Below are 26,606 nucleotides of genomic sequence, written 5' to 3'. Positions count from 1 at the left end.
GGGACCCGGAGTACGGGCACGGACGGGCTGTGACGTGACGGACTACCGGGAACACGACCGCATCGACGCGGAGCTGACGCGGTCGGACGCGAGCTCCGACCCGTTCGCGGCCGCCGTGCGGGCGACGCGGATGCCGATGCTCGTCACCGACCCGAACCGGCCCGACAATCCCATCGTCTTCGCCAACGCGGCCTTCACGAAGCTGACCGGCTACACCCGCGACGAGATCCTCGGTCGGAACTGCCGCTTCCTCCAGGGTCCGGAGACCAACCCCTACGACGTCGCCCGAATACGGGACGCCATCGAGCGGCGCGTGCCCATCGAGATCGAGCTGCTCAACCACAAGAAGGACGGCGAGGTCTTCTGGAACCGCCTGCTGGTCTCGCCGGTGTTCGACCGCGACGGTGCGCTGACCTACTTCTTCGCCTCGCAGTTCGACGTCACGCTGGAGCGGAACAAGCTCGTGCGCCTCCAAGGCGAGCTCGCCGCGTTGGAGGACGAGGTCGCACGGCGCAAGGCGGAGCTCGCCCGGACCGATGACCGCATGCGGTTCGCCCTCAAGGCCGGCCGGATCGGCTCCTGGACGCTCGACCTCGCCGACCGCCGGCTGGAGGCGTCCGACATCTGCAAGGAGAACTTCGGTCGGAGCGCGAGCGAGCCGTTCCCGTACGAGGAGCTGCTCGCCGCCATCGTGCCGGCCGACCGGGAGCGGATGCAGGAGGCGGTGCAAACCTCGATCGCCGAGCGCGGAGACTACGACATCGAGTACCGCGCTCGCACGCCGAACGGCGAGGAGCGCTGGCTGCACGTCCGCGGGCAGACATTCTACGACCCGGAGGGCCGGCCTCTGAGCATGGCCGGGGTGTCCATCGACGTCACGGAACGCAAGCGCGGCGAAGAGCACCGCCGCCTCCTGGCGGACGAGCTCACGCATCGGGTCAAGAACTCGATGGCGACGATGCAGTCCATCGCCCACCAGACGCTGCGCAACGCGGGCGGCCTGGACGAGGCGCGCGAGACACTCGACGCACGCCTCGCGTCCCTGGCGGCGGCCCACGACGCCCTGATCCGTGGGGATTGGGGAGGAGCGACGCTGGGCGAGATCGTCGAGCGGGCCTTGCAACCGTTCCGGAGCGGCGCCGCCAGGCGCTTCACCGTCGCCGGTCCGGAGGTCTGGCTGTCGCCGCGGGCGAGCCTGGCGTTCGTGATGGCGTTGCACGAGCTGGCGACGAACGCGGTGAAGTACGGTGCCCTGTCGAACGATTCCGGCCGGGTGGTCCTCGACTGGGGGATCGTGGAGGGACGGCAGCCACCGCACCTCTGGCTGCGCTGGGAGGAGATCGGCGGCCCACCCGTCGCGAAGCCGAAGCGGAACGGCTTCGGCTCGCGCATGATCGAGCGGGCACTGGCGATGGAGCTCGGCGGCACGGCTCGGATCGCGTATCGCCCGGGCGGAGTGGTGTTCACCGTCGAGGCCCCGGCGCCCGAGGTCGCCGTCGCAAGCCAAGCGTAGGCGTCGAAGGTGACGATCGACGTCGGCGGCGTGCCGCGGCGCCGCACACGTAATGCCGGCGTAAGGCTTCGTGTGCCAGAACCCATGCGACGAAGAGAACGCCTGGGGAATGCCCGCCGATGGACCTGCCGCCCCGCCTCGCGAAGCGGCTGCGCTCCGCCCGCACCTGGATCGCGCTCGGCGTCCTGGCGCCCCTCGGCATGCTGGTCGTGTCCGGCCTGATGCTGCTCGACCTGCGCCGCGACGCCTGGGTGCAGGCGGAGCAGACCTCGAAGAACCTGCTGCAGGTCATCGAGCGGGACATCGTCCGCAACGTCGAGATCTTCGACCTGTCCCTGCAGGGCGTGCAGGAGAACCTCCGCGCCTCCGAACTCGACGCGGTGAGCCCGGCGATGCGCCAGCTCGTTCTGTTCGACCGTTCGGCGACGGCCCGAGACATGGGCGTCATGCTCGTCATCGACGAGCGCGGCGACATCGCGGTCGACGCCGGGGCGCTGCCGCCCCGCAAGGGCAACTACGCCGACCGCGACTACTTCCGCGTCCATGCGGAGCGGGGCGACCTCGGCCTCCACATCGGGCGGCCGCTCGTCTCCAGGCTGACGGGCGAGCGCATGCTTCCGTTCAGCCGCCGCATCTCGAAGCCCGACGGATCCTTCGGCGGCGTGGTGCTCGGCACCCTGAAGCTCGCCTACTTCAGCCGGCTCTTCGACCAGCTCGGCCTCGGCCGCGAGGGCGCGATCAACCTGTACCTGCGCGACGGCACGCGCATCATGCGCCAACCCTACGAGGAGGCGGACATCGGCGTGAACATCGCCGGAGCCCCCACCTTCAGGCGGTTCGTGAGCGCCTCTTCGGGCAGCTTCGTCGGCACCTCCGTCCGGGACGGGGTCGAGCGGCACTACGCCTTCACCCAGGTCGGAGATCTGCCTCTGGTGCTCAACGTCGCCCTCGCCACCGACGACATCGAGGCGGGCTGGCGCGCCAAGGCAGCCGTCATCGGCGCGATCGTGCTGGTGCTGTGCGGCCTGACCGCGACCCTGTCGCTCTCGTTCGGACGCGAGCTGAGTCGCCGGGACGCGATGCAGGCCGAGCTCGCCACGCTGTCGCGTACGGACAGCCTCACGGGCTTGGCGAACCGGCGCCGGTTCGACGAGGTGTTCGAGACGGCCTGGGCCAGCGCACGGCGCACGGGCAAGCCTCTGTCCCTCCTCATCGTCGACGCCGACCACTTCAAACGCTTCAACGACCGGTACGGCCACGCGGTCGGCGACGCGGTGCTCAAGGGGCTCGCCCGCTGCCTGTCGGCGAGCGTGCACCGACCCGACGACCTCGTGGCGCGGGTCGGCGGCGAGGAATTCGCGATCCTGCTGCCCGATACCGACGTGGAAGGCGCCGAGCGGGTCGCCAGGAAGGTGCACGCGATGGTCGGGACGCTCGTGGTCGCCTCCGCGGCCATCGGCGCGGGCTCGGTCACGGTCAGCGTCGGCCTCGCGGGCGGCGTCGGCGGGGCGGGCGTGGAGGCGGAGACGGTGTACCGCGCGGCGGATACTGCTCTCTACGCCGCCAAGGAAGGCGGACGCAACCAGACCCGGCGCGCGACGGTGGCTGGTCAAGGCGCCGAACGGCCAGCTTCCCTGCGCGTGGTCCAGGCCTGATCCGGCACGCGCTCCCATCCGGCTGCCGAGGCCGGCAACGGGCCGGGAACCGACCTCGGCGCGCATCGGAGCCCATCAGGCGGCGGTGCCAGGTAGCGGCATCCGGACCGAGACCCGCAGGCCGTCCGGCGCGAAGTCGACATCGACCTCGGCTCGTGTCTGCGTCGCCAGGACCTTGTTGAGCAGGCGGTGGCCGAAGCCCTCGCGCGTGGGATGCGGGGCCGGAGGACCGTCGTGCTCGGACCAGTCCCAGCGCAAGGCGCGTCCGGCAGGTCCCTCCTCGACCCACCAGGCCACCTGGAGCCGACCGGTCGGAGCGGCGAGCGACCCGTGGCGGAGGGCGTTGGTCGTCAGCTCGTGCAGGGCCATACCGACCGGCACGGCGAGCTCCGACGGGAGCACGACCGCCGGGCCCTCCAAGGTCAGGCGCCCGCGCTCGTCGTAGGGGTCGAGCTCGGCGCGCAGCAGCCCCTCGAACGAGGCGGCTTGGGCGAGATCCTCGGTGATCAGCGCGTGCGTCCGGGCCAGCGACGCGATGCGCCCGGACAAGGCCCGGGTGAATTCGGAGACCGAGAGCGACGAGCGCATGGTCGCGTTCAGGACGGCCTGCACCGTCGCCAGCGTGTTCTTCACGCGATGGTGAAGCTCCCGCACCAGCAACGCCTGCCGATCCTCGCCGGCGCGTCGGCCGGTGACGTCTCGCTGGGCGGAGACCCAGTGCCTGGTGCGGCCTTCGGTGTCGCGCACGGGCGTGATCAGCCACTCGACCACGTAGGTCGTCCCGTCCTTGCGGTAGTTCAGCGCCTCGCCCTGGGCCATCTCGCCGGCCTTCATGGCGGCGCGCAACCCATCCAGGACGGCCCGGTCGGTACCGGGACCCTGGAGGAAGCGCGGGGACCGCCCAATGACCTCCTCGGCCTCGTAGCCTGTCATGCGGGTGAAGGCCGGGTTGGCGTACTCGATGCGCGGACCCGGCTCGTCGATGTCGGCCGAGGTGATGAGGATCGCCTCGCCGGTGGCCTCGACCGCCGCGCGCAACAGCCTGGGATCCGGCGCACCCGTTCCCGTCCCGACACGTCCGGCCACCCCACCCTCCAGGATAAGCCGTCGCGTGTCGGCTCTCGAACCTAACGAGACCCTCGACAGGTCCCTGGAGCGTAACCTGGAAGCGGGTCTCGGGTTGCCGCGCCTCTTGCCCAGCGCTGCGCCCCATCGTCCCAGGCGGGAAGGCCGGCGACGAGGATCCCGTCGTTACGGACGTCATCATCGCCCCGGGGCAGGGCCTTGCCGTGGAACGCGGCGGCCGGCGATGACTTCCCATCCCGGTTCATGGAGGCGGGCATGGCGGATAAGAAGGGGGCACGGCAGCGCGACGGCCAAGAAGGCGAACGCGAAGGCGAGCCACGAGGGCAAGTCCAACCCGCGGACCTCCTCGACCGCGCAGGCCGAGCTCGGCAAGAAGGGCGGCAAGGGCAAGTAAGCCGGCGCGGCGCGTGACGTTGGGGCGGCGTAGCCGGGGCCGCATGCCGCAGGTGCGGGGCCAGGACGTTTCGGTGCCGCCGAGGTTGATCCAGGCGGCGCTGCCTTGCTGGGACAGCCGGACCGACCGACGAGGCAAGGGTTACCGTGCCGGACCGAGATGAACAGGGCCGCCCTTACCGGCGGCGCCTCGACGAGATGATGGCTTTTCGCCCCTCGCCGCCCTTCCCCGACCTGGAGGTCGCGCTGTTCAGGCGGTTACAGGCCTTCGACGTGGAGGCCCGGACGGCGGGCGCCTCGCGAGAGACCCTCGGCGCTATCTCGGCCGCACGGACCTCTTTGGGATCGTCTGACCTGAAGCAGTGGCTCCCCATGCCGCGCGGCAACTGAGGACACGTCGGAATCGTGCGATCATCCCACCCGCCGCTCCGCTTCCTCGTAGCCGAGAGCGAGACCCAGCAGGCCCGCGAGAAGCGTCGCGAGAGCGTCGGTCGGTCTTCCGACGAGACCTACCTGGACATCCTGCACAGGCTCGTGCCGGACGCCGCGTGCGACCGCATCCAGCCCGCGGACACCGATGCCGCGCTCCCGCCAGGCCTGTCGCTCACGGGCTACGACGCGGTGCTCCTCACGGGCTCGCCGCTGCACCTCTACGAGGAGACACCCGAGACACGGCGCACGGTCGCCTTCATGCGGGCCGTGTTCGCCTCCGGCACGCCGGCCTTCGGCTCGTGCGCCGGGCTGCAGGTCGCCACCGTCGCGGCCGGGGGCAGCGTGCGCCCGAACGCGCGGAGGCTGGAGGCCGGCTTCGCGCGGCGGATCACGCCGACCGGGGAAGGTCGCGCGCACCCGCTTCTGGCGGGCCGGCCGGCCGCCTACGACGCGCCCGCCATCCACACGGACGAGGTCGAGGCGTTGCCGCCGGGGGCCACCCTGCTCGCCGGCAATCGCTTGACCGCCGTGCAGGCCGCCGAGATCCGCTTCGATGGCGGCGTGTTCTGGGGCGTGCAGTACCACCCCGAGATCGGCCTCGACGAGGTGGCCGGCGCCCTGCGCCGCCAAGCGGACAGCTTGGTCGAGGCGGGCCTCGCGCGGGACGGGGAGGACGTCGAGGCCTACGCGTGGCAGGTCGACGGCCTGCATGCGGATCCCACACGGCGCGACCTCGCTTGGCGCCTCGGCCTGGACGAGCAGGTCACCGACGAGCGCCTCAGGCAGACGGAGATGCGCAACTTCGTCGAGGCCCTCGGGCGGGGGAGACCGCTGGCTGTGGATAGCTAGGACCGGTCCGAGGCCGCGCGGAACGCGGCGGAGGCGGCGCCGTTGCCTGAGGCCCCGCCATCCCACGCGGGTTTCGCGGCCATCCATGCGACGTGCGTGCCGAGCTCCGATGCAACTGCCTAGAGACGACCAGAACCACCCTCGGGCCGAAGCCTTTCGAGCCTTCATCCGCGATGCCGGCTTCCCCTGCGTCGGAGCCAAGTCGGCGCTGACCAAGGGCCAGATGCGGGTCCTGGTCGCCCGCGACATCACCTCGGCCTGGGACGACATGCGCATCTACCCGGCGCTGATGGCGTTCGCGGCCCGCTACCGCCGCCGGCCCGACCTCTTCCAGAGCTTCGCCGTCATTTTCGAGGGACCCGGCGACCTCGACGAGGCCGGCTTCGAGCGGCACCTCTGGGACCGGGTGCAGTCGCTCGCCGACAAGGATGCCTGGCTCGGCCATCCCTGGGACGGTCGCGTCGCGCAGGAGCCGGACAGCCCGCACTTCTCCCTGAGCTTCGCCGGCGAGGCGTTCTTCGTCGTCGGGCTGCACCCGCATGCCAGCCGCCCGGCACGCCGGTTCTCCTCGCCCGCCCTGGTGTTCAACCTGCATGCCCAGTTCGAGCAGCTCCGCGCGGCCGGCCGCTACGAGAAGCTGCGCTCCTCCATCCTGCAGCGGGACGAGGCGCTCGCCGGTTCGGTCAACCCGATGCTGGCGCGGCACGGTGAGATATCGGAGGCGCGCCAGTACAGCGGCCGGGTCGTGGACGCGGGCTGGCGGTGCCCCTTCCGGCCGCGTGGCGCGAACCCCGGGGGCGCCGATGTGCGCTGACGCCGGCACCCACGAGATCGCGCCGCGCTCGGGCGTCGCCTTCACCCTCGACAAGGGCGACCGCCTCACCGTCATCGACCCGCGCGGCGAGCAGGTGGCCGACCTACTCGCCTTCAACCGTCACGACCTCGACGAGGTGATCTCCTCCGGTCGCACGCTCGACTACGCGAGCCGGATCTACTTGACGACCGGCGACCCGCTCTACTCGAACCGCTCGAACGTGCTTCTGCGCATCGTCGAGGATACGGTCGGTCGGCACGACTTCCTGCTGACGCCGTGCTCGGCCGACACCTTCCGCATCATCTACGGCGACGCGGACCCGCACCGGGGCTGCTTCGGCAACCTCGCACACGCACTCGCCCCTTACGGGGTCGCCGCCGACCGCATCCCGGTGGCGTTCAACTGCTTCATGAACGTGCCGGTGGACGGTGCGACGGGGACGTTCACGGTCGAGCCGCCGCTCAGCCGGGCCGGCGACCACATCACCTTCGAGGCGGAAAGGGACCTGGTCATCGGCTTGACCGCCTGCTCGGCGCTCCAATCGAACAACGGCAGCTTCAAGCCCATCCACTACCGGATCGAGCGTGGCCGCCCAGGCGAACCAATTGAGGGGGCGCGCGAAAGCGTCGCCGACCGCAACGCTTTGCCTCCTGGCGCGTAGCCTCGCCAGGCCCCCACCCCGGGGCCGGCGAGGAGCGAACCGGACATGACGCATAAGCCGCTGCGCGAGCAGGTCATCGTGATCACCGGCGCGTCGAGCGGCATCGGTTTGGCCACCGCCCGCATGGCCGCCGAGCGCGGCGCCCGGGTCGTCCTCGCCGCCCGCAGCGGGGAGGTCCTGGCTCAAGTCGCCACCGAGCTCGGCCCGAAGGCTGCCTACGTGGTGGCCGACGTGGGTCGTCGCGAGGACGTCCGGGCCATCGCCGACAAGGCCATCGCGACGTTCGGCGGCTTCGACACCTGGGTCAACGTGGCCGGCCTGACCGTCTACGGCCCCCTAAGCGAGATCGCCTACGAGGATCACCAGCGCCTCATCCAGACCAACCTCTGGGGGACGGTGAACGGCTCGCTGGTCGCGGCGGAGCACCTGCGCCAGCGTGGCGGGGCGCTGATCAACGTCGGCAGCATCGCTTCCGACCTCGCCTTCCCGTTCCAGGGCCTCTACGCCACCTCGAAGCACGCGGTGAAGGGCTTCACCGACACGTTGCGCATGGAGCTCATCGCCGAGGGAGCACCGGTCTCCGTCACCCTGGTGAAGCCCGCCTCCATCGACACGCCCCTACCTAATAGGGCGCGCAACTACATGGACCGTCAGCCTACCCTGCCGCCGCCGATCTACCCGCCCGAGGAGGTGGCCAACGCCATCCTGCACGCCGCCGTGCACCCGCAGCGCGACATCGTCGTGGGCGGCGGCGGCAAGCTGTTCGTGATGGGCAAGGAGTTCGCGCCGGGCGCCTACGACGAGCTCGCGCCGGCCATCATAGCGCTGCAGAAGCGGTCTGAGCCTCCACGGGATCCGCAGGGCGCCCTGCACGCCCCGCGGCATGCCGGCGAGGTACGCGGGGACCCGCCGGTCTACGTCATGCGCACCAGCGCCTACACCCGGGCGACCCTGCATCCGCTCGCGACGGCCGGCGTGCTCGCAGCAGGCTTGGCCGCGACGGCCGCCGTGATCCTCGGCACGCGATCCAGGCGGCGCCATCGCTGATCTTGGGCGCCTCGCCGCGCCGGAACCGAGCCGCGCCCGACCTTCTTACCCATCCGATACGCGACGATCGGAGACGACCGACCATGAAAGCACTCACGTGGCAGAGCCGGGGCAAGATCACCTGCGAGACGGTGCCGGACCCGAAGATCGAGCATGGGCGAGACGTCATCATCAAGGTGACCGCCTGCGCGATCTGCGGCTCCGACCTGCACCTGATGGGCGGGTTCATGCCGACGATGAAGTGCGGCGACATCCTCGGTCACGAGACCATGGGCGAGGTCATCGAGGTCGGCAAGGACAACCACAAGCTCAAGGTCGGCGACCGCATCGTGGTGCCCTTCACCATCTGCTGCGGCGAGTGCCGCCAGTGCAAGTGGGGCAACTGGAGCTGCTGCGAGCGCACCAACCCGAACGGCAAGCTGCAGGCCGAGACCTACGGCTACCCGCTTGCCGGCCTGTTCGGCTTCTCCCACATCACCGGCGGCTTCGCCGGCGGCCAGGCCGAGTACCTGCGGGTGCCCTACGCCGACGTCGGGCCGATCGTCGTCCCCGAGGGCCTCACTGACGAGCAGGTGCTGTTCCTCTCCGACATTTTCCCCACCGCCTACCAGGCCGCCGAGCACTGCGACATCGGCCCGGAGGACACCGTCGCCATCTGGGGCTGCGGCCCGGTCGGCGTGCTGGCGGTGAAGTGCTGCTACCTGCTGGGTGCCAAGCGCGTCATCGCCATCGACAGCGTGCCGGAGCGCCTGGCCCTTGCCCGCGAGGCGGGCGCAGAAACCATCGACCTGTCGAGCCAGAACGTGCAGGACACGCTCATGGAGATGACCCACGGCCTCGGGCCCGATTCGGTCATCGAGGCGGTCGGCATGGAGTCCCACGGGGCCGACACCACGCTCCAGAAGGTCTCCTCCGCCATCATGGAGCACACCGTCAGCCTGGAGCGGCCTTTCGCGCTCAACCAGGCCATCCTCGCCTGCAGGCCCGGCGGCAACGTCTCGATGCCCGGTGTCTTTGCCGGTTCCGTCGGCCCCGTCGCCCTCGGCGTGCTCATGAACAAGGGCCTGACCCTGAAGACAGGTCAGACCCACATGGTGCGGTACATGAAGCCGCTCCTGGAGCGCATCCAGAAGGGCGAGATCGACCCCTCTTTCATCATCAGCCACCGCTCGACGAACCTGGAGGAGGGCCCAGCCCTCTACGAAGCGTTCCGCGACAAGACCGACAACTGCACCAAAGTGGTGTTCAAGCCGCACGGCTGACGCCGGCTGGGTCCCGGCCGCGAACGGCCTCAACGCACGAAGGCACGATGGTGGACGACACACGCGACCTCGCCCTGGTCTTTGCCGGCGGCAACGCCGTCGGCGCCTACCATGCCGGGACCTACGAGGCGCTGCACGAACACGGGCTCAGGCCCGACTGGGTCGTGGGCGCATCCATCGGCGCGGTCACGGCGGCCATCGTCGCGGGCAACGCCCCCGAGGACAGGGTTGCCAAGCTCCGGATGTCCTGGGACGAGGCGACCCAGGCCACGGGCCCGAGCCCGATCGGGCTGCTCAAGCCGCGCCAGGTCTACAACGGACTGCACGCCCTACTGGCGCTCGCCTGGGGACGCCCGAGCATCTTCGGCCACCGGTTGCCCGGCCCGTGGTCGGCGCTGCCATGGGTGCCGAACGATGTGGCCCTGTTCGACAACAGGCCGCTTCTCCGGACCTTGGAGCGCCTCGTCGATTTCGAGTGGCTGAACAGGGGCGACACCCGCCTGACGGTCGGCTGCGTCGACATCGAGACTGGCGAGGAGGTCTACTTCGACACCGCCCGCCAGGAGGTCCGGTCCGAGCACATCCTGGCCAGCACGGCGATCCTGCCCGCCTTCCCGCCCGTGGAGGTGGACGGGCGCGTCCTGTGCGACGCGGGCTACACCAACAACCTGCCCCTCGACCCGCTCTTCGAGACCGAGCCCGAGCGGGACCTCCTCTGCATCGCCTCGGACCTGTTCTCCCTGCGGGCGCCGCGTCCCGCCTCCCTCGACGCGGTGCTGGAACGCGCCAACGACCTCATCTTCGCCAGCGCCCCGCGCCGGGCGGTTGCGGGCCTCAGGCGCGAGTACGAGTTGCGCGAGAGGCTCGATCCCGAGGGACCGGCGGTGACGCTGCTCCACCTCGTCTATCAGGCCGGTGCCGACGAGCTCGCGGCCAAGAGCTTCGACTTCTCGCCCTCCTCGATCCGCGACCGTTGGGCCGCGGGCCAACGCGACGCGGAGCGCGGCCTGGGGTTGTTGAGGCCGGGCAGGAGTGCGAGCAGCCGCTTCGAGTATTTCACCCTTCCCGACGGCCCCGGCACCCGGAAAGCCGCGGAGCCTCGGGCCGCTTCCGCAGTGGCGTAACCTTGGCGGTGCCGGAGGTAGCCGACCTCGTGGCGGTCGGCGAGCCGGCCAGGCGCGGGCTCCCGTCAGGCCGCCACGCCGAGGCCCCCTTCGAGGGCCGAGTGGCGCAGGCCGGCGCGGATGTCGAGCCCCGCCGTGCCGCCCTCGCTCCACGCGACCGCCGCCGGCGTGCGCCCCCCGTCGGCCATCTCGAACTCGACCGCCTCGCCGGGCGCGAGTTGCGGGGCGCCCGCGATGCGGGCGCCGTGGGAGGAGACCTCCGCGAGGCGGACCGAATGCCGCCGCCCCCGCACGTGCAGGAAGGCCGCCTCGTCGACGGCGACACGAACCGTGCCGCGGCGCTCCTCCAGGTCGGTCGTCACCCGTTGCACGAACTGGGTCACCGAACGCGCGAGGTCGGCCGCGACCGCCTTGAGGGACTCGGACGCGGACAGGGCGCTGTCGGCGTGCCGCCGCGTCTCCAGGGTGGCCTCCGAGACCGAGACGGCTCCGGCGTGCGCCTCGGAACTGCCCTGGGCGACCTGCGCCACGGTGCGGGAGATCTCCTGTGTCGCCGCCCGCTGCTGGTCGACCGACACGGCAATCGACGTGGTCAGGGCGTTCACCTCCTGCGTGGCCGAGGCCATCGCGTGGACGGAGCCGACGGTGCGCCGCGTAGAGGCCTGGATGGCCTCCACCTGGGACACGATCTCGTCGGCCGCCCGCATGGTCTGGCCCGACAGCGCCTTCACCTCCGAGGCCACCACCGCGAAGCCGCGGCCGGCGGCGCCGGCGCGCGCTGCCTCGATGGTGGCGTTGAGCGCCAGGAGGTTGGTCTGGTCGGCCACCGACTTGATCAGGCCCATGACGGTGCCGATGCGGTCGGCCACGACGGCGAGCTGCTCGACCTCCTCGTTCGTGTTCCGCGCGATATCGGTCATGCGCGCGATGAGCTGGCTCGCCCGCTCTGTCTGGCCGGCGATGTCGGAGATGGAGGCGCTGAGTTCCTCGGCCCCCGCCGAGACCGAGAGCACGTTCTGTGCCGTCGCCGACGCCGTGGCCTCGGAGGCGGCCGCCTGACGGCTCGAATGCTCGGCGACGCCGCTGAGGGCGAGCGCGGTCTCGCGCATGCCGCCGGTCTCGCGTTCGACCGTGCGCTCGATCTCGACGAGGGCGTCGCGGAACTCGGCGACGACCTCGCCGAGGCGGCGCTGGCGGTGGGCCTCCAGGTTACGGTCCTGGCCGGCCGCCGCCTCGGCGCGGCGCTGCGCCAGCACGCTGTCGGCGGCCTGCCGGGTGGCCGCCTCCGCGGAGGCCAGCGCCTTGGCGAGCTGGCGGGCGGCCAGCACCAGGGCGGCGGCCTCGGTGACGAGGACGACGGCATGCAGCACGACGCGCAGGTACTCGGCCCCGTTCGGGAACACGGCGGCCGGGTAGAGTACGTTCAACGCGAGGTGGTGGACGGCCACGACGCCGGCCGCCACGAGGATGGACGACCAGCAGCACCAGCCGGCGGCGACCGCAAGGGCGGCGAAGAACACCATGTGCAGGTCGATCTGCAGGTGCGTGCCCGAGGCGGCCAGCACCAGCAGGCCGACCAGCATCATCAAGGAGGCCGACGAGAGGTGGCGCGTGATGGCCGCCGCCCCGTGCTGGCGGGCGGCGGCGAGGGTCGCGCCGGGCAGGAGGACCGCGAGGACCGTCACGGGCACGGGCATGACGTCTCGCCACCAGGCGAATGCCGTGACGATGACGGCGAGCACGCCGAGCGCGCCGAGCATCACCGGCAGGAAGGCGAGGCGGAGACGGTCGAGGCTGCCGCTGTCGGTCATGACGGGGATGGTCCGGTGAGGATCGGGGTAGACCGGTAGCCCGGGAGGCAGGCGCCCAGGGGTCCGGCGGCGAGGACGATGAAGGCGCCGGCCCGGCGCAGGTCGGCGGCGGCGTCGCCCCCGGAGGCGTCGAGCACCGCGACGTGCCCGCCGGTGGAGAGCCACAGGATGGAGGCGCCCGAGGCGGCGACGGCCTTGGGGATTGGGGCGTCGGGGAAGAGGGTGAGGACCGCGACGGGCTCGCCGGGGCGTGGCGCGAGGGCCAGGGCGACCGGGGCGAGGCCGCAGCCGGCGACCAGGGCGCATGTCAAAGCGGCGACCCGGAGCGGCGGGAGTGTCGTGGACGTGTCTCGTGTCATGCGCCCCTTCATGCCCGCCCCCGTCCAAGCCGACCCGACACCCTGATGCGGACGAGATCGACGCTCGCCCCCGCCGACAGGCTCAGGCGCGTTTTCGGTCGTCGGCGATGACGGGAACCGTGCCATGCGTGTGCTGGGCGAACTCTCCGATGGGCGACGGGCGGCCCATCAGGTAGCCCTGGGCGGCGTGGCACTGCTCGGCAGCGAGGAAGCCGAGCTCGGCGTCGGTCTCGACGCCTTCCGCCAGCACCGGCAGGCCGAGACCGCGCCCCAGGCCAAGCACCGAGCGCACGATGGCCGCGGTCTGCTCGTTGCTGTCGACGGAGCGCACGAACGAGCCGTCGATTTTGATCTTGTCGAACGGGAACGAGCGCAGGTTCGAGAGCGACGAGTAGCCAGTGCCGAAGTCGTCCATGGCGATGCGCAGCCCCAGCGACTTCAACTGCCTCAAGGTCAGCAGCGCTCGGTTCGGGTCGCTGATCAGGGCAGTCTCGGTCACCTCGACCTCAAGGCGGCCGGGCGCCAGCCCGGTCTTGAGCAGCACCTCGTGCACCAGCCCGACGAAGTGCGGGCTGTGGATCTGCACCGCCGAGACGTTGACGGCGATGGACAGCGGATTCGGCCAGGTCGCTGCCTCCCGGCAGGCCTCGCGCAGCACCCACTCGCCGATCTGCAGGATGGCGTCGCTTTCCTCGGCGATGGGGATGAACAGGGCGGGCGAGACGTAGCCGCGCTCCGGGTGCTTCCAGCGCAGCAGCGCTTCGAAGCCGATTACCTCGCCCGAGCCGACGTCGGTCTGAGGCTGGTACACGAGCTGCATCTCGCCGCGGGCCACGGCGTGGCGCAGGTCGTGCTCCAGCAGGCGGCGCTCGCGCACCTCGACGCCCATCCTCGCCTCGAAGAAGCGGTAGGTGCCGCGGCCTTCCGACTTGGCACGGTAGAGCGCGGTGTCGGCGTAGCTCAGGAGGGCCGCGCGCTCCTGCGCGTCGTCCGGGTAGAGGGCGACGCCGATGCTGGTGGCGATCTGCGGTCCGCCCGCATCCGCCCGGCCGGAGCGCAGCGCCTCCAGGATGCGCTCGGCGAGACGGCCGGCCTCCGACGGGCCGCCGCAGGGCATCAGCACGGCGAACTCGTCGCCGCCGAGCCGGGCCATCATCTGGGTGTCGTCGAGCTCGGCCGAGACGATCCGGGCGACCCCCTCCAGCATGGCGTCGCCGGCTGCGTGGCCGAACAGGTCGTTGACCTCCTTGAAGCGGTCGAGGTCGAGGCAGAGCACCGCGAGCTTGCGGCCGCCCGCGTCGGCGGCGTGCATCTCCTGGTCGAGGCGCTTGCCGAAGCTGGCCCGGTTGGCCAGCCCGGTGAGGGCGTCGTGGTGGGCGAGGAACTGGATCTGGCGCTCGGCCTGACGCCGCGCCCGCAGGTCGCGCACGGCGACGGCGTAGTGCGGCCGACCGGCATGATCGACCGGCTGCATGATGATCTCGACCGGCACGAGCGTGCCGTCGGCCTGGCGAAGCTCGGCCTCGACCGGGCGCTCGGGCTGGCCGGCGAGCGCGAGCCGGGCGGCGTCGCCCGGCAGGTACGCCGACAGGGCCGCGCCCGCGAGCGCACTGGGCGGCAGGCCGACCAGCTTGGCGAAGCTGCGGTTGGCGCTGACGATCGCGTCGCCGGTGCAGACGACGAGACCCTCGACCGCGGCGTTGGCGAGGCTGTGCAGGCGGTCGGCCTCCACCTTGGCGTGACGGCGGTCGCGCACGTCGAGCGCGAGTGCGGCCCCGGCCAGCAGCAGGATGGCGAAGCTCGCGAGGGCCACGGCGACGGCGAGCCAGGCGTTCGGGATCGCGGCCTCCGAGACGGCGCGTGCCGGGTCGGGCGTGACGGTGACGGCGCCCATGGCGGTGAAGTGGTGGCTGCAGATGGCGAGCAGCAGCAGGAGCGCCGCCGGCACCTGGCGAGCGAGGCCGCGGGCGCCGAGCTGGGCCGCCAGGGCGGCGCCGCCGAGGATGCCGCCCAGCGCGAGCGAGACGCCAACGGTTGCGGGATCCCACGCCTTGTGGCCGGCCACCTCGTAGGCGGCCATGCCGGTATAGTGCATCGCCGCGATGCCGAGGCCGAGGATCGCGCCGCCGGCCCAGGCCGCGGCCCGGCCGCCGACGAGGACGGCAAGGGACAGGCCGGAGCCGACCAAGGCGACGGCGATGGCGAGGGACAGGCCGGTGAGCGCGACATCGTAGCCGCTCGGCACGCCCGGCGCGAAGGCGAGCATGGCGATGAAGTGGGTCGCCCAGATGCCGGAGCCGCCCGCCGTCGCCGCGACGGCGAGCCACCCGGCCTGGGCCCACCCGCCCGCCCTGCGCGCGCGGCTGACGAGGCAGACTGTCGTCAGTGCCGAGAGGGCGCAGATCCCGGCCGCCAAGGCGACGAGCCGGAAGTCATGGGCTTCGACGAGGCAACCGACGACGGTGAGCATGGGGCGACCCCGCGGATGTGTCGATCCGCAAGATGGGCCATGCCGGTGTAGAACGATTTAATCGGGCGCGATCCCCGGACGATCCGGAGGTCGAGGATCCGCGCGACGGGAGCGACGTACGGTCGCGGGAGCCGCCTACGAGCATGCCTCGGCGGCCGTCCCGAGGTCCCTCAACTGTCGGCCTTCGAGCCGCTGAGCGTCAGGTCGAGGTAGATCTTGGTGACCGGCTCAATCAGACCCACGATTTCCTCGGCCGCCTTGGTCTCCTCCTCGACCGCGGCACGGAAGAACGGGCGGCCTGCTTTTCGGGTGTTCTCCGTGGTGTCGGCCGCATCCTGCGTTGACGCGCCTACCCGGAGGATGACGATGAACAACAACGCACTCAAGACGCTCGTGGCCCAGGGGCTCGCCGCCATGACGAACGGCGGCAACGTCGCCGCGCAGGCCACCGACGAGATCCGGAACGACGCCTACCATCCCGACCTCAAGGCCGCCCTGAAGCAAGGCAACTAAACCTCGCAGCAGTGAGCGAAGTGCATCGACCAAGCCCTGCAGGAGGCAGGCGGTGTGGTTCGACACCGAAGTGGGACCCTGGGCTGGAACAGGAGCAAGCTCCTGAAGCTACATTGGAAATGTCGGCCAAGGCGGGGTCCCGATCGGCGCCGATCGGGACCCCGCTAGGGGCCGGCATTCTGTTGCAAAATCAAAGCTCTAGGCCACATCCTGTGCGGGGGCCTGCTTCGGTGCTGATACACACCCTGGAGACTGAGTAGCTGCCGTCGTAGACGTCTGACATGCAAAGCGTCACGCCGATCTGCGGCAGGTCGATCTCCGCATCCAAGCCCTCGACGATCTGGCGCGACCAAGACCCGTCGCCCGCCTTCCGCCAAAGCCTGACGGCGGGTTGGTTGGGTTCAACCAGCAGAATGTATTCGAGGCCCGGGACCGATTTGTACTCGTCGAGCTTCTCGAAGGCGTCGAAGTCTCGGGTGTTTGGCGATAGGACCTCGACGACGAGGCGTGGGCCAGCCGCTATGGTGGAGCCAGGGTCACGGCTTCCGCAATCCAATCCGGCATCCGGACGCCTGATCTGATTTGGCCCAGTCCGTACGGTGCCGTCTCCGGTGAACGGGCGGCAACCCGAGCCACGGGCTGGTTCTTCAGGTCGGCGAGGATGTTGACGACGATGTCGTCATGAACGTTCTTGGCGCCGGCCATTGATTGAGGCCGGCCGCCGACCAGTTCGTATAGGTCTGGCTGCTTTTCCTGCCATGCGAAGAATTCCTCGATCGTCAGGCGACGCAATGCCGGATCGGCCATGGCAGACATCCCAGGAAAGGATTTCATCATACAGCCGGGTGCCGCCCGACGCCAGCGTTGCTCGTTGCGCGGTTGCTACAGCCTCCAACTGAGCCCGCATTTTCGCAACGTTTAAGGCAGATCGGGCTTTCTGTCTTAGATTTGTTTCGAAAATCCCTCCTCGCGATCCCTCGCGACGAGGACTTCCCCCACGAGCTCGGCCACCCGCTGCGCCGCGGCGCGGGCGCGCTTCTCCCGGAGGCCGACGATGCGGGGGCGTCCCCGGCGCCGAGACGACGAGCTCCCCGTCGGCCGCGAGGGTGACCACGGCTAGGAGGGCCTCCCCGCGGCCGGGCGGCTGCCCCTCCACTTCGGATATCGACGCGACCAGGCGACCCAATCGGCGCAGAATTCCTCAAGCCTCGCGTCCACGTCCGAGAGGGCCTCCCGCATTCGCGTGAGCGTCCCCTGCCGAACGCCCTCCCGTAGATAGCCAATGGCCGCTGCCCGTGTCGGGGGGCATCCTCGCGCCTGCTCCCGCCCGAGGGCAAGACCAGCCGGTGCGGAGGCTCAGGGGTACAGGGGATCCAGCGCGTCGGCGTCCTGGGAAGGCACGGGCGGGGGCGCCCACCTGGCGCGGATTTCGTCGACGCGCCTGGCCATCTCAGCTGCGACCCGCAGCGCGAGATCGCGCAGGGGCTCGACCATTGCCTCGGGCACGGGCCGGTAGCCCGAGATCCAGTGGGAGACCTGCGCCTGGCGAACCGGCCTGCCGGCGTGCTGGGAGAGCTCGGCCGCGAAGACGCTCTGCCAGCGCGCCCCGAAGGCCATCTCGCCGAGCATGATGACCTGCTCGCGCAGGAAAATCTGGCGCTGCGTGAGACCGCTCAGGTCGACCTGGACCTCGCGGCGGGGGGCGGACTTCTCGACCATGGGGGCTCCTGGCTGTGTGGATTTCAGATCACGAGGCTGGCGAGCGCCTCGACATCGTCGTCGGTGGGGTCGCGAGGCGGCGCCGCCGCCTCAGCAAGCGCTCGGTAGCGGTCCGCAACCGCATCCCACAGTTTCGGCGCCAGCGTCACGAATGCCGGGACGACGGCGGCCGTGCCGAGCTCGAACTTCTCGTGAACGGCCCGGGCGCTCTCCAGCGCGTCCACGGCGTGGAGCGCCCGGGCCAGCCTGTTCTCGGCCTTCCGCGATCGCCACGCCTCAGTGGCGTACCGCTCCGCGAGCGTGATGCCCGAAGCGACGATCGCCAAGCCATCGGCAGTCGAGCGCTCGCGGTTTCTCGGGATTACGGTGGTCTCCTGGCGGAAGAATAAATTCTTGAAATCGACCTCGTATTGCGCCTTCACCGCCGCCGCATCCTCAGCGTAAGAAGGCCTTCGAGACGACGATAGAGCGTGGATACCCTCGACATGGACTACGAGTATCTCTGGATGGTTGTAGCGTATACTCTCAACAATCTGGACTCGGTCCGCTCGCGCGTACGGATCCTCTACTAAGAGGATAAACTGTCGGGTTGGCGTCCGTCCTTCCGGTCCTAGGCAGGAGCACATGCGGTGTTTAGCTTTCTTTGATGTCCCCCACATATGGAATGGGTTTGTTTCCGCATCTGCCCGCTGACTGATAACAGTTCTGTTGAGCATACCCATGTTGCAATCTCCGTGAGGTGGTGACTGAGGCCAGTGCGAGGCCGGCGGGATCCGCTCTGCGGCGGCGGCGGCCCCAAGGCGGGGCTCAGGCGGCGGCGGTCGAGGCGGCGTCGGCGAGGGCCGCCCGGATCGCGTCGATCAGGAGGCCGACGCGGTCGTAATCGCGGTAGGGCCGCTCCACCCTCGCCTGGACGGTGTCGCCCCGGGTCAGGGCGTACAGCGAGCGCACTTTGAATATATCGGTGCCGCCGTTCTTCTGGCCGGCGACCACCGGCGTGACCGCGTAAGTGCCGCTCGCGTCGCGGTGGACGAGCTGCGCTCCCCGGCGCAGGTTCGGGATCCGCCAATCCACTTCGAGCTCCTCCCCCTGCTCCTCGCCGTCGTCATCGTGGCTGATGACGAACAGGTCACCGCGGACCGGGCGGGCCTTCTGCTGCGACTTCCAGGCCGTGAAGCCCGCCTCGTCGAGGAACCGGATGCGCCTGTCGCGGGCGATCTGGCGCGCCTTAGCCTCGGGCTCGGCCGCGTCATCGTCCCAGTGCAGGGCGCCGCCGGAACCGCCACCGATCCACGAACCGAAAACCTGAACCGCGTCGCCGTTGCGAGCCCACCGGCGCACGTAGCCGCCGGGCGGCCCATCGACGTAGGACGTGATCTCGCGGACGACGATGCGGTAGTCCTCCTGGACGGTGTGAAACAGCGTCGGGGAGGTCCCAACGACGGTGACGATCTCGCGCATGACGATCTCCGATGCGGATGCCCGAGGGAGGCGGGTGATGGGGGGCTCCCTGGCGAGTCTTCCCGGCGCGGGGGCGGTCGGCAAGGGAGACCGGGGCGATGCCTCGGTCCCTGGTTCCTCAGAAGGCGTTGAGGTCGGCGAAGTGGCGGAGCTGGGCGCCCCGGTCGGCGAAGGCCTCGGCGCCGGCCATACGCTCGGCGATCGTCACGGCCACGGCCGGGTCCTCGGAGAAGGCCACGCTGTTGCGGCCGGTCTCGCCCTTGACGCAGCGGGCGCCGCCGGCGGGGAAGTCCACCAGGATCTCGCCGGTCTCGGCGAGGGTGGCGGTGAGGCCAAGGGCGGTGATGGCGGTGATGGCGGTGTTCATCGGAAGGGCTCCGGGTCGTCGGAGCTTTCGTCGGCCCCGATGAGAGTAATTATTCTCTCACCAGAGGCGGATGCAAGGGCTGAGAGTAAAAAATATCTCACATTGATGCGGGTTTTTCCGAGGGTGCAGCCGGGCCGGGGTCCGGTGCCGATGGGAGAGCAAACCTCCTCGGGCGCTGCCGCGCGCCCCCGCCCTTGAGGCTGCCCGGCCGATCGAGCGGCTGCCGGTGCCCGAACGCTGGCGGTCGACCCCAAGGTAACCACGGTGCCCGGCTCAGCCAAGGCTGCGGCGCCAGGGCGTGAACCGCTCCGTGTTTCCCGGAGGCTCCAACTTCTGAGAGGATGGAGCCATGACGAAGCGAACAACGCCGTTTTCCCCTGAGGTGCGTGAGCGCGCTGTGCGGATGGTCCGCGAGCACGAGGGCGAGCACGGCTCGCAGTGGTCGGCGACCCAGTCGATCGCCGCCAAGATTGGCTGCTCGGGCGAGACACTGCGGAACTGGGTGCGCCAGTCCGAACGCGACCAGGGCGTGCGTCCTGGCCAGACGACGGACGAGCACGAGCGGATCAAGGTGCTCGAACGGGAGAACCGTGAGCTACGCCAGGCCAACGAGATCCTGCGCAAGGCGAGCGCATGTTTCGCGTTGGCGAAGCTCGACCGCCGGTCTCGGCCATGATCAGCTTCATCGACGATCATCGGGCCGTTTACGGGGTCAAGCCGATCTGCAGGGTGCTGCCGATTGCCCCGTCGACCTACTACCTGCACACTGCCCGGCGTGCCGATCCCGAGAAGCAGCCGGTTCGCGCTCGCAGCGACGCCGCGTTGATGATCGAGATCCAGCGCGTGTTCGAGGCGAACTTCTGCGTCTACGGCGTGCGTAAGATCTGGCGGCAGTTGGCTCGAGAGGGGATCGTGACCACGCGATGCACGGTGGCGCGGCTGATGCGCAGGATGGGCTTGGCGGGGGTGGTGCGTGGCAGGACCATGCGCACCACGATCCCCGACCCGGCCGCAGCTTGCCCCCTCGACCGCGTCAACCGTCAGTTCAAGGCGCCCCGGCCGAATGCTCTGTGGGTCAGCGACTTCACCTACGTGGCGACGTGGTCGGGCTTCGTCTATGTCGCCTTCGTCATTGACGTGTTTGCTCGGCGCATCGTTGGTTGGCGAGCATCACGCCGCGCCCATGCAAGCTTCGTTCTGGATGCCCTGGAGCAAGCCCTGCACGAGCGTCGTCCCGCCCAGGGCAGCGGGCTGGTTCATCACTCGGACCGCGGTTCGCAAGGTGGATTCAAGTGGTCGTCGCAACGGCTTGGCGGAGGGCGGTTGTGATGGCAGGTCGGCGACGTTCGGATCGATGCCTTCGGGAGAAGCTGCAGTCACCGGGTCGTCCCGGGGTCGGTCGACGCGAGACGCGGCGGGAGTTCTGGGCGTTCATCGCCCAAGGTCGTTCGAGCGAGGACGCAGCGATGAAGGTCGGGATCTCGCCACCGCTCGGCTCGCGGTGGTTCCGGACGGCAGGCGGGATGGCGCCCACCCATCTATCGCCGTCATCCAAGCTTCCTTCGGCGCGCTATCTGTCGTTGGCCGAGCGGGAGGAGATCGCGCTGCTGCGAGCCCAGGGGCATGGCGTTTGCGAAGTCGCTCGGCGTCTGGGACGGGCGGCGTCGACCATCTCGCGCGAGTTACGGCGTAACGCAGCGACCCGCAGTGGCGGCCTGGACTATCGCGCCACGACAGCGCAGTGGCACGCTGAACGCGCGGCACGCCGGCCCAAGCCAGCAAAGCTGGCGGGGAACGCCGCGCTGCGGATCTACGTGCAGGACCGGCTCGCCGGTGCCGTGGGGACACCGAGCGGGAGCGCTCTGCCTGGACCGAGCGTTGCCTGGAAGGGACGGCGACACGGGCGACGCCAGAGCCGGCGATGGGGTCGCTCCTGGAGCCCGCAGCAGATCGCCGAGCGCCTGCGGCTCGACTTTCCGGACGATCCGACGATGCGCATCAGTCACGAGGCGATCTATCAGGCACTCTACATTCAGGGCCGGGGGGCGCTGAAGCGTGAGCTGACTGCGTGTCTTCGCACAGGGCGGGCTTTGCGCGTGCCGCGGGCACGCTGCCTGCGCCGCGGCAAATCGTTCGTCACCCCCGAGGTGCTGATCAGCGAGCGTCCGCCCGAGGTGGAGGATCGCGCGGTACCGGGTCACTGGGAGGGAGACCTGATCCTGGGTCTGAAGAGCTCGGCGATCGGGACCCTGGTCGAGCGCACGACACGTTTTACGATGCTGCTGCATCTTCCACCGATGGACGGCCATGGGGTGACACCGCGTGCTAAGAACGGCCCGGCGCTGGCGGGGCACGGGGCCGGGGCGGTCCGCGAGGCGATCGCCGGCACGATCGCGCGCTTGCCAGAGCATCTGCGGCGCTCATTGACCTGGGACCAGGGAGCAGAGATGGCCGAGCATGCGCGCTTGCGGATCGACGCAGGTCTGCAGGTGTACTTCTGCGATCCACGCTTACCCTGGCAGCGGGGGACGAACGAGAATACGAACGGGTTGCTGCGTCAATACTTCCCGAAAGGAACGGATCTGAGCGCTCACAGCGTGGACGATCTTGCTGCTGTGGCCGCGGCCCTCAACAGCAGACCGCGCAAGACGCTGAACTGGAAGACGCCGGCAGAGGCACTCGACGCTGTTCTCGCAACCGGGCAAGATGGTGTTGCGACGACCGCTTGACCCCAAGCAATACTTGGCTTTGCGCTACACTGAGCGCTTGGCCGGAGCGGGTATCGAGCCGTCCGTCGGCAGCGTCAGCGACTCATACGACAATGCCCTGGCGGAAACGATCAACGGCTTGTTCAAGGCGGAGGTGATCCACCGACGCGGCCCGTGGCGCTCCTTCGAGGCGGTCGAGTACGCCACCCTGGAATGGGTCGACTGGTACAACTACCGCCGCCTGCTCGCGCCGATCGGCAACATCCCTCCCGCCGAGGCCGAGGGGCACTATTATACCCACGTCAGCGACCAAGCCATGGCCGCCTGACCCAAGACAATCAGCCTCCGATAAACCCGGAGCGGTTCATTGCGGTGCTCGGGCCGCAGCCGGACACAGGAGCCATCCCCGTCCCACAGCCGGCCCTTCTTGGGCTGACGGGCCGGTACCTTCAGCCCCTCCTGCCGCCACAGCCGCTCCACCCGCTTGTCGTTGACCAACCAGCCCGCCGCCCGCAGCAGGGCGGCGATCTTGCGGTAGCCGTAGCGGCCGTACCGGCGCGCCAACTCGACCAGGTCGGCCAGCAGCGCCGTCTCGTCGTCTCTCCCCCGCGGCACCTTGCGCCGCGTCGAGCGATGCTGTCCGAGGGCGCGACAGGCGCGCCGCTCGGAGACCGTCAGCACGGTCCGGACATGCTCGATGCAGACGCGCCGGCGCGCGGGGCTCAGAAGTTTCCCCGGGCGGCCTCCTGCAGGATCAGCTTGTCGAGGGTGAGATCCGCAATCGCCTTGCGCAGCCGCTGGTTCTCGGTCTCCAGCTCTTTCATCCGGCGCACCTGGTCGGACTTCAGCCCACCGAACTCCTTGCGCCAGCGGTAATACGTGACCTCGGTCACGCCGATACCCCGGATCGCGTCTGCCACGCTCTACCCCTGCGAGACCAGCACGTCCACCTGCCCGCAGCTTGGCCACGACCTCTTCCGGTTTGTTCTTCTTCGTTCCCATCGCGTCCGTCCTCCGTTGGCTCAAAGCCATACTTCAGGGCGGACCACTCCTATGGGGGCTGACCACTCGACACGTACGAGCGCGAGCGACCGATCGTGGAGCGGATGCTGCGGGCGGCCCCGCAGGTCGTGCCGCCTGAGCCCACGTCTGACCCCGAGCCTGTCGTGCGCAGGCCGGGCCGGCCAAGGAAGCCCAAATCGGAGAAAAAGCCCCGGCGTTGACCCCTCCCCTACCGCTCTTGCCCTTCGCTACATGGATGGGCGAATTTCCCTCGATCGCCAACGTAAGAGCACCGGCAGCCGCTCGATCGGCCGGATAGCCCTAAGGGCGGGGGCGTCACGGCCGCGCCCGGGAAGGTTCCCTCTTTCCTCCATGTCGAACTTCGGTGGTCTCGCGCGAAGGATAGGTGGTCAGCTGGAGACCTCCCCGTGCCCGCCAACGCCTACCTCGGCCTGACCTCGCTCTCAGGCACCCGCCCGCACGCCGTGCCCGACGATGTCCGGGGCTTCCGCCGCGAGGATCCCGCCGGGCGCTGCTCTTCCTGCCGGCACCACGCGCGCATCGAGGGCCCGGGCTCGCAACCCAGCACACTTACATCGCCGACGTCTGCCGGTCTTACCGGCGCGAGCTCCTCGTCGCCCGGCCAACGATCAGGTCGTGCGGGCGCCATGCTCGGCGCTGGTCCTTTCCTGACAAGATGTCATGCACGGTCTAGCGCCGCCGTCCACTGCCACACCAAAGCTCCGATCCCGGCTCCGTCGCATCCATAAAAATCTGAACCTCGCGAGATATTTTTTCTCTCACCCCTTGCGCTCGCCGTTTGTGAGAGTAAATTATCTCTCATTGAGGCTGATGAGGCCCCGACGACGCGGAACCCTCCCCGATGAATATCCAGTCCACCCTCACCGCAATCCGCGACTTCGACAAGGCCGCCTTCAACCGCGAGACCTGCGAGTACCGCGTCGACTTCCGCTGCAACGACCCCCGCCTGATCGCCGAGACCGCGCCGGGCAAAGGCAGCGCCTTCTACTGCAAGGATCCGGCTGTGGCGCTCTCCGCCGCCGAGCGGATGACCAATGTCAGCTGGTTCATCGACCCGGCTGCCCACCGCCAGCATATCGCCGGGCTCAACGTCCTCTAAGAGCGCCACGGGACCGGGGCCCGCCCCCGGTCTCTCTCGCAAGCCGCCCCCGCGCCGGGACGGCTCGTCGGGGAGACCGCCCACCGGCCGCCTCCCTCGGGCACCCTCGGAGATCGCCATGGCCAAGATCGTCACCGTCGTTGGAAGCTCCCCGACGCTCTTCCACGCCGTCCAGAAGGACTACCGCATGGTCGTCCGCCAGGGCGCGTCCTACGTCGACGGCATGCCGGGCGGGTACGTGCGCCGGTGGGCGCAGAACGGAGACGCGGTGCAAGTCTTTGGTTCGTGGATCGGCGGCGGCTCCGGCGGGGCCATGCACTGGGACAAGGACGCGGTAAGGCCTGTGGACAAAGCGCGCCAGATCGCCCGGGACCTGCGCATCCGGTTCCTCAACGAGGCGGGTTTCGCGGCCTGGAAGGCGCAGCAGGAGGCTCGCCCGGTCCGCGGCGACCTGCTCTTCGTTAGCCAAGACGACGGCGACGAACACTGGTGCGAGCTCAACGTGAACTGGCACGTCCCCGACCTGCGCCGGGGAACGCGGATCGCTTACCGCGACGCCAGCGGAACGTACGAGGTCACGTCCGAAGATCTCGCCTCGAAGGACGGCGGTCCCGTACGCTCGCTCTACACCCTAACCCGAGACGACGTCGTCCAGGCCCGGGTGGAGAGGCCCTACTGCGAAAATGACCGCATCGGCCTCTTGGTCGACGCATTCCGGGCGGCCCTCACCGACGCCGCCTCGTTCGCCGCCGCCTGACGCAAGCCTCGGGGCTGGCGCCGCGCACCGCGGATCCCGTCGGCCTTGCACGGGCTTCATCCCGCGTGATCGTCAGCAGACGCGCGAGACCGCGAGCCGACGGAACCTGGCCGAGTGCGCCGTCCGGGACCTGCTCGCTGCGGTGTCGGCGCGTCACCCACTCCCCGACCACCCACAGGCTGCCGGTGAACCCTTTCGCACAAAGTTGCCGCCATAGCTCCGCCCCGTTCCGGCAGCCCGCCTTCCACTCGCCCTCCAGCCAGGGCAGATGAGCGTCCAGACTGCTCTGGCGAGAGCGGAACATGTCGCCCGTCAGGCCGCGCACCACGTTGCGGACGAGCTTGCGGCTGTGGCCCCGACGCTGGACGCGATCCCACCCTTGCGTAGCGGGCGGCGTGGACGCCCGCGCCGGCGCCCCGACAAGCTACACGCTGACAAGGCCTATGATGCCCGCGTGCGGCGGCAGGAGTGCCAGGTGCGGGGGATCAGGTCGCGGATTGCCCGGCGCGGCATCGCGCGGAGCGCCAGGCTCGGGCGGCACCGCTGGGTGGTCGAGCGCAGCCATGCCTGGTTCAACCGAACCCGCCGCTTGCCCGTCCGCTACGAACGCCGCGCCGACGTCTACGAGGCCTTCACATTCCTGCAGGCCGGCCTCATCACCCCCTCAATCAGATCAAAAGGTTCTGTTAGGCGCTCTTAGCTCGACTTTGGCCAATCGCGCCTCGTTACCTGTGTAGGGCATGCATCCGTGAGCCAGGATCCGTACGCGTCCTGCGTCCTATGGCGTCCAAAGGCAAAGCCGATTCGTTACGGTAACGAGGATGTTCCCCGGTGAGTAACTGCTTGGCAGGTCCGATGGGGACTTTCGCCATGTCGTAAGCTCTCGGTGACGGCCGTCTTGTGCGTGTAGTGCTTTGCTCTGGATACAGGTGCTGGCGTCAGATGGCGCGGTATCGGCCCTGTATCTGGACCTATGACCAACTCTCCTCACGTCGTCGTTGCGGGCACGCGCCGCGTCTGGTCGCCCGAGCAGAAGCGCGCCATCTTGGCCGAGGCGGACGACCCCGCCACGACCGCCTCAGAGGTGGCGCGCCGGCACGGTCTGCACTCCAGCCTGCTGCTCCGATGGCGGCGCGCCTTGCTGGCCGAGCAGCAGACCTCGGCTGCGTCTGCTCCACCGACCTTCATCCCGCTCGCCCTGCCGCCCCCGGCCCCAGCCACGGCGGCAGCCGAGGTGCCGGCCGGGGCGGGCCTGATCGAGATCGAGCTGGCCGGCGGGCATCGCGTGCGGGCCGCAGCCGGAGCGGACCTGACGCTCCTCCAGGGCGCGATCGCCGCGCTGCTCGGTCGATGATCCCCGTCCCGTCCGGCTCGCGCGTCTGGCTGGCCACCGGGCACACCGACATGCGCAAGGGCTTCGACGGGCTGGCCGCCCTCGTCCAGGACCATCTGGCGCGCGATC

27 protein-coding genes, 5 pseudogenes and 1 other annotated feature are annotated in these 26,606 nt (G+C 69.8%); of the genes and pseudogenes, 19 read left to right on the top strand and 13 right to left on the bottom strand.

Going from position 1 to position 26,606, the window contains the following annotated elements; translation table 11 throughout:
• The first annotated feature begins 34 nt into the window (after window positions 1-34).
• Together HPY23_RS30960 and HPY23_RS30955 are read left to right on the top strand one after the other, a co-directional pair.
• Window positions 35-1,513, top strand: a complete 1,479-nt coding sequence (locus HPY23_RS30960) for a PAS domain-containing protein (RefSeq protein WP_200601964.1) — start codon at window positions 35-37, stop codon at window positions 1,511-1,513.
• Between the two features lie 119 nt (window positions 1,514-1,632).
• Window positions 1,633-3,168 (top strand): GGDEF domain-containing protein, encoded by a 1,536-nt coding sequence (locus HPY23_RS30955; protein WP_200601963.1) that lies wholly within the window; start codon window positions 1,633-1,635, stop codon window positions 3,166-3,168.
• A 75-nt stretch (window positions 3,169-3,243) separates the two neighbouring features.
• On the opposite strand, the gene HPY23_RS30950 is transcribed toward HPY23_RS30955, so the two are convergent.
• Complete coding sequence (locus HPY23_RS30950) at window positions 3,244-4,254, bottom strand: HWE histidine kinase domain-containing protein (protein WP_200601962.1); 1,011 nt, start codon at window positions 4,252-4,254, stop codon at window positions 3,244-3,246.
• A gap of 223 nt (window positions 4,255-4,477) precedes the next feature.
• On the opposite strand from HPY23_RS30950, the gene HPY23_RS30945 reads away from it, so the two are divergent.
• The 8 genes from HPY23_RS30945 (at window position 4,478) to HPY23_RS30910 (ending at window position 10,836) form a co-directional block, all read left to right on the top strand.
• The gene (locus tag HPY23_RS30945) at window positions 4,478-4,648 is read left to right on the top strand and encodes a hypothetical protein (RefSeq protein ID WP_003604883.1); all 171 of its coding nucleotides are present in this window, start codon (window positions 4,478-4,480) and stop codon (window positions 4,646-4,648) included.
• 146 nt (window positions 4,649-4,794) lie between these two features.
• Window positions 4,795-5,037 (top strand): hypothetical protein, encoded by a 243-nt coding sequence (locus HPY23_RS30940; RefSeq protein ID WP_003604884.1) that lies wholly within the window; start codon window positions 4,795-4,797, stop codon window positions 5,035-5,037.
• Between the two features lie 15 nt (window positions 5,038-5,052).
• Window positions 5,053-5,928, top strand: a complete 876-nt coding sequence (locus tag HPY23_RS30935) for a type 1 glutamine amidotransferase (RefSeq protein ID WP_200601961.1) — start codon at window positions 5,053-5,055, stop codon at window positions 5,926-5,928.
• A 109-nt stretch (window positions 5,929-6,037) separates the two neighbouring features.
• A complete protein-coding gene (gntA, locus tag HPY23_RS30930) occupies window positions 6,038-6,742 on the top strand; it encodes a guanitoxin biosynthesis heme-dependent pre-guanitoxin N-hydroxylase GntA (protein WP_200601960.1) in 705 nt (234 codons plus the stop codon).
• Window positions 6,732-7,403 carry a DUF1989 domain-containing protein gene (locus HPY23_RS30925; RefSeq protein WP_200601959.1) on the top strand — a complete coding sequence of 224 codons (672 nt, stop codon included), beginning with the start codon at window positions 6,732-6,734 and terminating at the stop codon, window positions 7,401-7,403. Before gntA ends, HPY23_RS30925 begins: the two co-directional genes overlap by 11 nt.
• Window positions 7,404-7,448: 45 nt before the next feature.
• The gene (locus HPY23_RS30920; RefSeq protein WP_200601958.1) at window positions 7,449-8,450 is read left to right on the top strand and encodes an SDR family oxidoreductase; all 1,002 of its coding nucleotides are present in this window, start codon (window positions 7,449-7,451) and stop codon (window positions 8,448-8,450) included.
• Window positions 8,451-8,533: 83 nt separating this feature from the next.
• A complete protein-coding gene (locus HPY23_RS30915; RefSeq protein ID WP_200601957.1) occupies window positions 8,534-9,712 on the top strand; it encodes a zinc-dependent alcohol dehydrogenase in 1,179 nt (392 codons plus the stop codon).
• Window positions 9,713-9,759: 47 nt separating this feature from the next.
• Window positions 9,760-10,836, top strand: coding sequence for a patatin-like phospholipase family protein (locus HPY23_RS30910; protein ID WP_200601956.1), 1,077 nt, complete (start codon window positions 9,760-9,762; stop codon window positions 10,834-10,836).
• Between the two features lie 65 nt (window positions 10,837-10,901).
• On the opposite strand, the gene HPY23_RS30905 is transcribed toward HPY23_RS30910, so the two are convergent.
• From HPY23_RS30905 to HPY23_RS30890, 4 genes are all read right to left on the bottom strand, one after another.
• The gene (locus HPY23_RS30905; protein ID WP_200601955.1) at window positions 10,902-12,647 is read right to left on the bottom strand and encodes a methyl-accepting chemotaxis protein; all 1,746 of its coding nucleotides are present in this window, start codon (window positions 12,645-12,647) and stop codon (window positions 10,902-10,904) included.
• Entirely contained in the window at window positions 12,644-13,006 is a 363-nt protein-coding gene (locus HPY23_RS30900; RefSeq protein ID WP_236012853.1) for a hypothetical protein, read from the bottom strand. Before HPY23_RS30900 ends, HPY23_RS30905 begins: the two co-directional genes overlap by 4 nt.
• A gap of 82 nt (window positions 13,007-13,088) precedes the next feature.
• Window positions 13,089-15,476 carry a bifunctional diguanylate cyclase/phosphodiesterase gene (locus HPY23_RS30895; protein WP_200601953.1) on the bottom strand — a complete coding sequence of 796 codons (2,388 nt, stop codon included), beginning with the start codon at window positions 15,474-15,476 and terminating at the stop codon, window positions 13,089-13,091.
• Between the two features lie 170 nt (window positions 15,477-15,646).
• Window positions 15,647-15,850 carry a hypothetical protein gene (locus tag HPY23_RS30890; protein ID WP_200601977.1) on the bottom strand — a complete coding sequence of 68 codons (204 nt, stop codon included), beginning with the start codon at window positions 15,848-15,850 and terminating at the stop codon, window positions 15,647-15,649.
• Between HPY23_RS30890 and HPY23_RS30885 the strand changes: the two genes are divergently transcribed.
• Window positions 15,843-15,989, top strand: coding sequence for a hypothetical protein (locus tag HPY23_RS30885; RefSeq protein ID WP_200601952.1), 147 nt, complete (start codon window positions 15,843-15,845; stop codon window positions 15,987-15,989). The genes HPY23_RS30890 and HPY23_RS30885 overlap by 8 nt on opposite strands.
• A 190-nt stretch (window positions 15,990-16,179) precedes the next feature.
• Here the strand turns inward: HPY23_RS30885 and HPY23_RS34190 are convergent, their stop codons facing one another.
• The 6 genes from HPY23_RS34190 to HPY23_RS30855 all read right to left on the bottom strand — a co-directional run bounded on the left by HPY23_RS34190 (window position 16,180) and on the right by HPY23_RS30855 (window position 19,536).
• A complete protein-coding gene (locus tag HPY23_RS34190; RefSeq protein ID WP_338101762.1) occupies window positions 16,180-16,566 on the bottom strand; it encodes a Uma2 family endonuclease in 387 nt (128 codons plus the stop codon).
• Window positions 16,509-16,796 (bottom strand): PDDEXK family nuclease, encoded by a 288-nt coding sequence (locus tag HPY23_RS33955; RefSeq protein WP_200601951.1) that lies wholly within the window; start codon window positions 16,794-16,796, stop codon window positions 16,509-16,511. Before HPY23_RS33955 ends, HPY23_RS34190 begins: the two co-directional genes overlap by 58 nt.
• Window positions 16,797-17,345: 549 nt before the next feature.
• Window positions 17,346-17,708 carry a hypothetical protein gene (locus HPY23_RS30870; RefSeq protein ID WP_200601950.1) on the bottom strand — a complete coding sequence of 121 codons (363 nt, stop codon included), beginning with the start codon at window positions 17,706-17,708 and terminating at the stop codon, window positions 17,346-17,348.
• Between the two features lie 23 nt (window positions 17,709-17,731).
• On the bottom strand, window positions 17,732-18,130 hold the full coding sequence (locus tag HPY23_RS30865; RefSeq protein ID WP_200601949.1) for a hypothetical protein: 399 nt from the start codon (window positions 18,128-18,130) through the stop codon (window positions 17,732-17,734).
• 385 nt (window positions 18,131-18,515) lie between these two features.
• Window positions 18,516-19,169, bottom strand: a complete 654-nt coding sequence (locus tag HPY23_RS30860) for a hypothetical protein (RefSeq protein WP_200601948.1) — start codon at window positions 19,167-19,169, stop codon at window positions 18,516-18,518.
• Between the two features lie 118 nt (window positions 19,170-19,287).
• Window positions 19,288-19,536, bottom strand: coding sequence for a hypothetical protein (locus HPY23_RS30855; protein ID WP_200601947.1), 249 nt, complete (start codon window positions 19,534-19,536; stop codon window positions 19,288-19,290).
• Between the two features lie 349 nt (window positions 19,537-19,885).
• On the opposite strand from HPY23_RS30855, the pseudogene HPY23_RS30850 reads away from it, so the two are divergent.
• From HPY23_RS30850 to HPY23_RS30840, 3 genes and pseudogenes are all read left to right on the top strand, one after another.
• Window positions 19,886-20,817, top strand: a pseudogene (locus tag HPY23_RS30850) (IS3 family transposase); the annotation flags it as partial.
• Window positions 20,167-20,283 (top strand) — a sequence feature (AL1L pseudoknot). (Overlaps the previous pseudogene by 117 nt.)
• A gap of 47 nt (window positions 20,818-20,864) precedes the next feature.
• Window positions 20,865-22,265, top strand: a complete 1,401-nt coding sequence (locus HPY23_RS30845; RefSeq protein WP_200601946.1) for an IS30 family transposase — start codon at window positions 20,865-20,867, stop codon at window positions 22,263-22,265.
• Between the two features lie 7 nt (window positions 22,266-22,272).
• Window positions 22,273-22,572: pseudogene (locus tag HPY23_RS30840) on the top strand (integrase core domain-containing protein); the annotation flags it as partial.
• Window positions 22,573-22,610: 38 nt separating this feature from the next.
• On the opposite strand, the pseudogene HPY23_RS30835 reads toward HPY23_RS30840, so the two are convergent.
• A pseudogene (locus tag HPY23_RS30835) lies at window positions 22,611-23,246 on the bottom strand (IS3 family transposase); the annotation flags it as partial.
• An 883-nt stretch (window positions 23,247-24,129) separates the two neighbouring features.
• On the opposite strand from HPY23_RS30835, the gene HPY23_RS30830 reads away from it, so the two are divergent.
• Together HPY23_RS30830 and HPY23_RS30825 are read left to right on the top strand one after the other, a co-directional pair.
• Entirely contained in the window at window positions 24,130-24,387 is a 258-nt protein-coding gene (locus HPY23_RS30830) for a hypothetical protein (protein ID WP_200601945.1), read from the top strand.
• A gap of 118 nt (window positions 24,388-24,505) precedes the next feature.
• On the top strand, window positions 24,506-25,144 hold the full coding sequence (locus HPY23_RS30825; RefSeq protein WP_200601944.1) for a hypothetical protein: 639 nt from the start codon (window positions 24,506-24,508) through the stop codon (window positions 25,142-25,144).
• Here the strand turns inward: HPY23_RS30825 and HPY23_RS30820 are convergent.
• Window positions 25,128-25,499, bottom strand: a pseudogene (locus HPY23_RS30820) (ISL3-like element ISMex26 family transposase); the annotation flags it as partial. The gene HPY23_RS30825 and the pseudogene HPY23_RS30820 sit on opposite strands and share 17 nt — an antisense overlap.
• Here HPY23_RS30820 and HPY23_RS30815 point away from each other — a divergent pair.
• From HPY23_RS30815 to tnpB, 3 genes and pseudogenes are all read left to right on the top strand, one after another.
• Window positions 25,494-25,834, top strand: a pseudogene (locus HPY23_RS30815) (transposase); the annotation flags it as partial. The pseudogenes HPY23_RS30820 and HPY23_RS30815 overlap by 6 nt on opposite strands.
• 283 nt (window positions 25,835-26,117) lie before the next feature.
• Window positions 26,118-26,498: an IS66-like element accessory protein TnpA gene (tnpA, locus tag HPY23_RS30810; RefSeq protein WP_200601943.1), complete on the top strand. Its 381-nt coding sequence runs from the start codon at window positions 26,118-26,120 to the stop codon at window positions 26,496-26,498.
• Window positions 26,495-26,606, top strand: a 112-nt coding sequence (gene tnpB / locus HPY23_RS30805) for an IS66 family insertion sequence element accessory protein TnpB (protein ID WP_200649727.1), incomplete at its 3' end; no start/stop codon positions are given. The genes tnpA and tnpB, both read left to right, overlap by 4 nt.

The sequence above is a fragment of the Methylobacterium ajmalii genome (assembly GCF_016613415.1).
Classification (GTDB): Bacteria; Pseudomonadota; Alphaproteobacteria; order Rhizobiales; family Beijerinckiaceae; genus Methylobacterium; species Methylobacterium ajmalii.
The sequence above is the reverse complement of the archived record's forward strand: the minus strand, read 5'-3'. Positions and strand labels throughout refer to the sequence as shown.